Below are 6,851 nucleotides of genomic sequence, written 5' to 3'. Positions count from 1 at the left end.
TGTCCGAGGATCGACGCGGACGTGCTGGCCGCGGCTCCACGGCTGCGGGCGGTCGTGCACGCCGCAGGCAGCGTCAAGGGGCACCTCACCGCCGGCCGGGGCTCCTCGCCTTCTCCGTTCGGGGACGCCGCTCAGAAACGGCCCCAGTCGTCGGCGGCGGCGCGCCAGACGTCGATGTTGCGCGGGTCGACGGCCATCCTGCGGGGCCGGTGCGTCTCGTGCTCCTCGGGGGTGAAGACCCGGTGGCCGTCGCACAGCTCGTACCTGGGCCCGTGCTTGGGTTCGAACATGTAGAAGGCGATCGAGGTCGACGCGGAGTGGTTGACCATGTCGGACGCGATCGGCACCCCCTTGTACAGGGCGCGCGCCCTGCCACGCATGACGTGGTCGAGGCTCTTCATCATGAAGCACAGGTGAGCGACGTAGTACTCGTTGTTGCGCTGCAGGGCCAGGCTGTGGTGGTAGCGGTCCTCCGCCCGCAGGAACACGGTGCCGTCCCCGACGTAGTCGGAGGGCAGGAAGCCGAGCACCCCGGTGTAGAAGGCCAGCGTCTCGTCGTACTTGTCGGTGGCGATGAAGGGATGCACGAGGTCGAGCGGGCGCAGCTCGATGACAGGCGCCTCGGCGTACTCCTGGAACTCGGTGAACAGCTCCACGACCAGCCCGTTCGGGTCGCTCACGCCGAAGCCGCGCTGGCACAGGCCCTTCATCCTGTCCTGCAGGGGCAGCACCTCCAGCCCCGCCGCGAGCACCCTCTCCCTCAGGTCGTCGAGGACCTCGTCGGACTCCACGCTGAAGCCGATCGCGACCGTGTGCGACGTCTCCCTGCCGGGCTCGTGGAGCAGTTCCACGCAGTGGTGCTCGATGTCGGCGCGCAGGTAGGCGTACTCGTCGTCGTGCTGTTCGAGCTGGAGACCCACGTGATACCGGAGGAACTCAATGGTCTCCGCCATGTCCGGCACCGCGATCCGGGCGTACTCCATCCCGTACGGTGCCCGGGGACGGGCGTCAGCTGTCATGGTGCCTTCCTCATTCCTTCTTGGTTCTTCGTGACGTGCTCGTCGTGAGGTGCCGGTCAGCAGTGGAGGCTGACGATGGCCTGCCGCTCGATCACCGGCCGCCAGCGCAGCCGTACGAACTCCTCGTGCGAGGAGCTGTGCAGGTAGTCCAGCAGTTCCTGCTCGGAGTCGAACCCGACGACGAAGCCGTGCGTCATGCTCGTGTCGCGCGTGCTGACGTTGGGCCCGCAGGCCCAGTCGCGCATGGCCGGATACCTGCTCGGGAACGTCTCCAGCTCCGCCAGGACCGCCGCCACCGTCTCGGCCGGCACGTCCTCCTTGAAGCGGAAGACCAGCATGTGCTTGATCATCAGAGGATGAAGCTCAGCCGTGCGCCCGGGTCCATGGCCTCCATGGCGGGAATCGACCTGCGGAACCTGAAGCGGAGCCCCTCGTCCTCGATCAGCAGGACATGCTCGTAGCGGCCCACGTAGCTGTAGGTCCCGCCGTCACGGTAGCGGTGAATGATGAAGTTGGCACTCACCCAGACCGTTTTGTCGCCCTGCTCCAGGATGAGCACATTGGAGATCATCCGATGGGTCCTGGAGTGCGGGTTCTCCGCGTGCGCCTTGCGGCTCTTGAGCCGCTTCACCCTGGCCTTGATGAGGTCGTAGTCGTCGCACATGAAGGAGCCGGCCGAGGAGCTGTCCCAGCCCTTCCAGTCGGTGGTGGCGACCTCCATGCGCCCACCCTCCTCGAAGAGGGTGAACCACTCGTCGAGGCGCCACTCGTCGAGCAGCGACGCCTCGCGATAGAGGAAGTCCTCCACCTCGTGCCGGGTGATGGTCCTGCCGCCCACGGCGCTCTCCTTACTCTTCTTACCGTCCATCGACTCGGTCCCGGCCCGCTCAGTCCTGGCCCACGACGGTGGCCCAGTGACGCCAGAAGCTGCGCATCGCGCCCTCGTCGATGGAACGGCCCTGGTTGCCCTTTTGCTCGTTGGCCATGCCGCGCGACATGTCACTCCAGTCGAAGGCGGGGTCCGCCGCGTTCGCGGTCGCCTCGATCCCGCGCTGCACCGCCTCGTACGCCTCGATGTCGTCCGGCGTCGCGAGGCCGCCGGGGCCGACGAAGCTGACCATCGTCTTGATCCGCAGTGCCCGCACCTCGGCGGGCTCGTCCGCCTCGACGAACTGCCAGGCCCGCACGTTGGTCTGGCCGGCGGAGACCGGATCGAGCTGGCGGATGGTCAGCGCCTCCAGGTCGAACAGGAGCAGGTTGGGGAAGACGAAGAGGATACGACTGGCGTCGGCGACCTCCCTGGCCAGCTCGGGGCCGAGCCGGTCCTCCATCTCCTGGCGCTTGAGAGCCGTCCGCTCCTTCTCCGCCTCGCCGAACCTCGGCTCCCAGACCATGCCGATCCGCCCGTTGTGGCCGGTCAGGATGAGCAGTCCGTGGCCGCCGCCGAGGTCGTAGGCGTACTGGTCGTCGTCGGTGACGGCGAAGCCGGTCTCGCGCAGGTAGCCCACGAAGGTGTTGTGGGTGGGCGCGAAGTGGTAGCCGTCCATCGCGTTCTCGACCGCGAGCTTCCAGTTGCCCTTGACCGAGTACAGCTGCACCCCGGGCACGGTCTCCATGCCCGCGGGACCGATCTTCGCGGTCAGCGACATGTAGTGGGCGGCCTTGCCGAGGTGGGTCATCAGGTCGGGCACGTCCGGGTCGAAGGCGACGAACACGAAGCCCTCGTGGCTCTGGATCCTGGGCACCGAGCGCAGCTTCATCGCCTCGCGGAACTCCGGCACGTCGACGTACGCGTCGTCGCCGGGCAGCGCCGAGAGATCACCCGAGTTGCTGAACACCCACGCGTGGTAGAAGCACTGGAAGAACTTCGTGTTGCCCTCGCTGTGCCGGCAGAGCACGGTGCCTCGGTGGGTGCAGGCGTTGAGGAAGACCTGGACCTCGCCGGAGGAGTCGCGGCAGAAGATCAGCGGGCGCCCGCCGAGAGTCCTCGTCTTGAAGTCGCCCGGCTTGGGGATCTCCGTCTCGTGACCGAGGTAGAGCCAGGTGTGCCCCCAGATCTTGGAGATCTCCGCCTGGAAGACCTCTTCCGACCGGTAGGCGGACCTGTGCACCTTGAACGACAACGCCTCCCCATCCTCCTTCACGAGGGAGGAGATCGGATATCCCTGTGTCAGCTGCGTCATCGCGGCGCCTGGCCTTCCTACGGACTTTGAACGAGAATTCGAGATGCCATCTCGCTATGTGATGCTGCTACCACGCCATCGCGGTGTCAAGTGCCAGTCTTCACGCCGAAATCTTCGGTTACTCCCTGTTAACGGCGACGCAACACTTGTCGAGTTTTCTCAGCCGGTGACAGCGACGTATCCCCCGTGGAGGGACAATGCTCCAGCCGAAGACCGGCCGCATCGATGGTTCCCACTACCTCCCCACCAGCCCGGACACCAGCCTCTGGGGCCTGTTGCCCAACCGCGACCACCGGCACGTGCTCCACGTCGAGTCCGGCGACACCGTCACCATCGATACTCTCAGTCACGAGGGAATCCTGGAGGACCAGGGTCGTGATCCGGTCTCCTACCTCGCCGGGTTCGGCGTCGGCGCCGACCAGGTGCTCACCGACGCACGCGACCTGGCCGCCTCCGACGTCGCCCACGACTACGACAACCACGGCCCGCACGTGGTGACGGGGCCGATCTCCGTCGCCGGGGCCCAACCCGGCGACGTGCTCAGGGTGGACGTGCTCAGCCTGCTGATCCGGGCGCCGTACGGGTTCGTCAGCAGCCGGCACGGCTACGGCGCGCTTCCCGGGGAGTTCCCCGAGACCGCCGCCGACACCGGCCCGCTCGCGGACGGCGCGCGGGAGTACAACAGCGTCTGCGTCTTCACCGAGGTGGTCGAGGAGGCCGGGCGCCTGCACGGCGTCATCCCGTTCGGCCGGGGGCGGGCGGCGCGCTTCCCGCTCGCGCCGTTCCTGGGCCTGATGGGGGTGACGGTCGACACCGGCGACCAGGTCCACTCGGTGCCGCCCGGCTCCTTCGGCGGAAACCTCGACATCAACGAGCTGCGGGTCGGGTCCAGCCTCTACCTGCCGGTACAGGTTCCGGGAGCCGGGTTCTACGCGGGCGACCCGCACTACGCCCAGGGCGACGGCGAGGTCGCCCTGACCGCGCTCGAGGCACCGCTGCGCGCCACCCTGCGCCTGTCGGTGATCCCCGCCAGGGAGGCCGGAACGCTCCTTGGCACACTCGGTGAGCCGTTCGCCGAGACCTCGACCCACTGGCTCCCCGTCGGCCTGCACACAGACCTCAACGAGGCCATGCGGCGTGCCGTACGGGCAGCCGTGACGTTCCTCGAACTCACCCAGGGCATGGAACGCTCAAGGGCGCTCGCCTACCTCAGCGCGGCGGCCGACTTCGAGGTCAGCCAGGTCGTCGACCAGGTCAAGGGGGTGCACTGCCTGATCAGGAAGGCCGACTTCGGGCTGTAGCCGCCGGGCCGCCCGGGATGCTAGCTCCCGGGCAGCCAGACGGAGTCGCCGAAGTCCGCCCGCGGCGGACTGAACACGTCGACGTTGACGCACGGCCCCTCGGTGGGCTCGACGTAGTGCTCCGCTCCCCGGGGAACCAGCATCATCGAACCGGCGGACATCTCGTGCGGCACGCCGTCGACGTAGTAGTTGCACCTGCCCTGCAGGATCAGTACGAGCTGATCGAAGTCGTCGTGCTTGTGCGGGTTGAGCGTCATGCCGACGGCCAGTTCGTGCCAGGCGAGCATGGTCTCGTCAGTGGAGTACACCTTGCGCCGGACACCCGGCCGGATCTCGGTCGCGGGGATGTCGTCCCAGTTGACGGCGGTGGCGTACAGCCGCTGGTTGAACACGGGCATTCCTTTCATCGATCCCACTTGTCCATCACCTCGCGCAGGGCCGAACCGAGGAGTTGCAGGTCCGAGCCGACGATGAGGTAACGCGCGGCGCCGAGGCCGCTCCCGGCGGCCGACTCGGCGTCCGCGCGGGCGAGCCAGCCGCCCGATGCCACCCCGGCGGCACGGGCCGCGTCGACGATCTCCTCCACCCGCGCGAGCAGCGCCTCCGCACCGGGAAGGCCCAGGCTGACGGCCAGGTCGGTGGTACCGACGAAGGCCACGTCCAGGCCGTCCAGCAGCTCCGGCAGCGGGTCACGGGTGGTGGCGGTCTCGACCTGCCCGACGAGCAGCGGCGGGTCCGCCGCCTCGGCCGCCAGGTAGGCCGCCAGGTCCACCGCGCCGAAGCCGGCGGCCGGGTGGGAGAGGCTGATGCTCCGCCGCCCGTGGGGGGCGTAGCGGGCCGCGGCGACCAGGGCGTCGCGCTCGGCGGCGGCGGTCAGCGTGGAGAGCTGCACTCCCGCCGCGCCCGCCTCCAGCACCCTGTTGATCAGCGGCGGATCCACGACCGGCACCCGGACCAGGGCCGGGATGCCCGTCGCGGCGGCATGCCGCACCAGGGAGATCACCGTCTCCGCCGACAGCGAGGAGTGCTCCAGGTCGACGACGACGAAGTCGAATCCGGCCTGCCGGGCGAGATCCACGGAGTCGACGGTGGGCAGCTTGACGAACGTGCCGACGACCCGCCCTCCACCGGTCAGCGCGGTCCGCAGTCTCCGTCTCGCCTCGCCGACCGGCGTCACCGGGCGGTGTCCAGGCCGCGCCAGGGCGACGTCTCCACGCGCTGCCCGCCGTGCAGGACAAGGGCCGGCTCCAGCCTGGGTGCCACGATCGAGTTGCCCGCCGCGTCGGGCAGGGTCGTCTCCTCGGTGTCCTCCAGCACCGTGACGTGGGCGGGACCGCCCTCGACGAGGGTGCCGTACCCCTCGGTGTCCAGGCCGAGCCGCCGGGCGGGGGCGATGGTCATCCGCGGCACGATCTCGTCCATGGTCATGCCGAGCGCCCGCAGCTTGGCGGCGCTGGTGACCAGGTCGAAGACCGGCCCGCGCCAGTTCCTGGCGCTGGTGTCGGAGGTGAGCAGGTCGGGCAGGAAGCCCTCGGCGATCGCCTTCCTGGCGACCTCGAAGCTGAGGTTGCTCTTGCCGTGGGCGCTGTCGAAGAGGACCCCGCGAGCCCGCGCGTCGAGCACCGCGGGAATGACCTTGTCGTCGTCGAGGATGCCGTGCGGCTTGCCGGTGTAGCAGTGCGCGACGATGTCCCCCGGGCGGAGCATCCCCAGAACCTCGGGCAGCGGCTCCTCGGTCTCCCCGATGTGGACCATGAGGGGCAGGCCCGCGTCGGTGGCCAACGCGAGGGAGCTCTTGAGCAGCGAGCGCCAGGCCGAGCCGACCACGTCCTCGGAGAGACGGATCTTGAAGCCACGGACCACGTCCGGGTTGTCCCGCGCCACGGCCAGCGCGTCCTCGGCGACCAGCGTGTCCGGGTTGAGCAGCTCGCCGAAACGGAAGTCGATCAGACCGAGCACCGAGACGTTGAGGAAGTTGACCAGGCGCATCTCGGCGGGCCGGACCACGAACTCGCGGAAGGCGGCGAAGGTCGAGGCACCGACCGTACCGGCGTCGGCGGCGGCGACCACTCCCCGGCGCAGATGGGCCTCGTCCGGCGGCGCCCCCACCTTCGAGACGTTCTCGAAGACATGGGTGTGCCCCTCGACCAGGCCCGGCATGACCCACTTGCCCGCGCAGTCGACGACCTCCCTGGCCTGCGCGGCGAGCGAGGGCGCGATGCGTGCGACGCGGCCGTCGGTCACGGCCACGTCGGTGACCGCGTGAGTGCCCGCCACGGGGTCGAAAACGGTACCGCCGGACAGAACAAGGTCGAACGAAATCTCGGTCATCTCATATCTCTCATCTC

General features: G+C 68.9%; 8 protein-coding genes. 1 reads left to right on the top strand and 7 read right to left on the bottom strand.

The annotated features are described in order from the left end of the window. Positions 1–131: 131 nt before the first annotated feature. Genes AB0K21_RS26205 through AB0K21_RS26190 form a run of 4 tightly spaced genes read right to left on the bottom strand, consistent with a single transcriptional unit; the run spans position 132 to position 3,202 of the window. Positions 132–1,019 (bottom strand): VOC family protein, encoded by an 888-nt coding sequence (locus tag AB0K21_RS26205; protein ID WP_343961841.1) that lies wholly within the window; start codon positions 1,017–1,019, stop codon positions 132–134. A gap of 56 nt (positions 1,020–1,075) precedes the next feature. Beyond that, on the bottom strand, positions 1,076–1,369 hold the full coding sequence (locus AB0K21_RS26200) for a Dabb family protein (protein WP_030916912.1): 294 nt from the start codon (positions 1,367–1,369) through the stop codon (positions 1,076–1,078). Further along, the gene (locus tag AB0K21_RS26195) at positions 1,369–1,887 is read right to left on the bottom strand and encodes an aromatic-ring-hydroxylating dioxygenase subunit beta (protein WP_364153974.1); all 519 of its coding nucleotides are present in this window, start codon (positions 1,885–1,887) and stop codon (positions 1,369–1,371) included. Before AB0K21_RS26195 ends, AB0K21_RS26200 begins: the two co-directional genes overlap by 1 nt. Positions 1,888–1,906: 19 nt before the next feature. Then, positions 1,907–3,202 (bottom strand): aromatic ring-hydroxylating dioxygenase subunit alpha, encoded by a 1,296-nt coding sequence (locus tag AB0K21_RS26190; protein WP_343961835.1) that lies wholly within the window; start codon positions 3,200–3,202, stop codon positions 1,907–1,909. A gap of 197 nt (positions 3,203–3,399) precedes the next feature. On the opposite strand from AB0K21_RS26190, the gene AB0K21_RS26185 reads away from it, so the two are divergent. After that, positions 3,400–4,503: an acetamidase/formamidase family protein gene (locus AB0K21_RS26185; RefSeq protein ID WP_343961832.1), complete on the top strand. Its 1,104-nt coding sequence runs from the start codon at positions 3,400–3,402 to the stop codon at positions 4,501–4,503. Between the two features lie 20 nt (positions 4,504–4,523). On the opposite strand, the gene AB0K21_RS26180 is transcribed toward AB0K21_RS26185, so the two are convergent. From AB0K21_RS26180 to AB0K21_RS26170, 3 genes are read right to left on the bottom strand one after another with little or no spacing between them, the layout of a single operon-like run. Then, positions 4,524–4,895 (bottom strand): cupin domain-containing protein, encoded by a 372-nt coding sequence (locus AB0K21_RS26180; protein ID WP_343961829.1) that lies wholly within the window; start codon positions 4,893–4,895, stop codon positions 4,524–4,526. Positions 4,896–4,906: 11 nt separating this feature from the next. Further along, complete coding sequence (locus tag AB0K21_RS26175) at positions 4,907–5,680, bottom strand: aldolase/citrate lyase family protein (protein WP_364153969.1); 774 nt, start codon at positions 5,678–5,680, stop codon at positions 4,907–4,909. After that, positions 5,677–6,834: a hypothetical protein gene (locus AB0K21_RS26170; protein WP_343961824.1), complete on the bottom strand. Its 1,158-nt coding sequence runs from the start codon at positions 6,832–6,834 to the stop codon at positions 5,677–5,679. Before AB0K21_RS26170 ends, AB0K21_RS26175 begins: the two co-directional genes overlap by 4 nt. Between the last annotated feature and the right edge of the window lie 17 nt (positions 6,835–6,851).

It is taken from the genome of Streptosporangium sp. NPDC049248 (assembly GCF_040678965.1).
GTDB classification, from domain to species: Bacteria; Actinomycetota; Actinomycetes; order Streptosporangiales; family Streptosporangiaceae; genus Streptosporangium; species Streptosporangium fukuiense.
Note: the sequence above shows the minus strand (reverse complement) of the source record. Positions and strands in the feature narration are given on the sequence as shown.

What these genes read in the sequence shown, in the direction of transcription:
- AB0K21_RS26190 (WP_343961835.1), bottom strand. Translation starts at nt 3,202, where the DNA reads ATGACGCAGCTGACACAGGGATATCCGATCTCCTCCCTCGTGAAGGAG.
- AB0K21_RS26170 (WP_343961824.1), bottom strand. Translation starts at nt 6,834, where the DNA reads ATGACCGAGATTTCGTTCGACCTTGTTCTGTCCGGCGGTACCGTTTTC.
- AB0K21_RS26205 (WP_343961841.1), bottom strand. Translation starts at nt 1,019, where the DNA reads ATGACAGCTGACGCCCGTCCCCGGGCACCGTACGGGATGGAGTACGCC.
- AB0K21_RS26185 (WP_343961832.1), top strand. Translation starts at nt 3,400, where the DNA reads ATGCTCCAGCCGAAGACCGGCCGCATCGATGGTTCCCACTACCTCCCC.
- AB0K21_RS26200 (WP_030916912.1), bottom strand. Translation starts at nt 1,369, where the DNA reads ATGATCAAGCACATGCTGGTCTTCCGCTTCAAGGAGGACGTGCCGGCC.
- AB0K21_RS26195 (WP_364153974.1), bottom strand. Translation starts at nt 1,887, where the DNA reads ATGGACGGTAAGAAGAGTAAGGAGAGCGCCGTGGGCGGCAGGACCATC.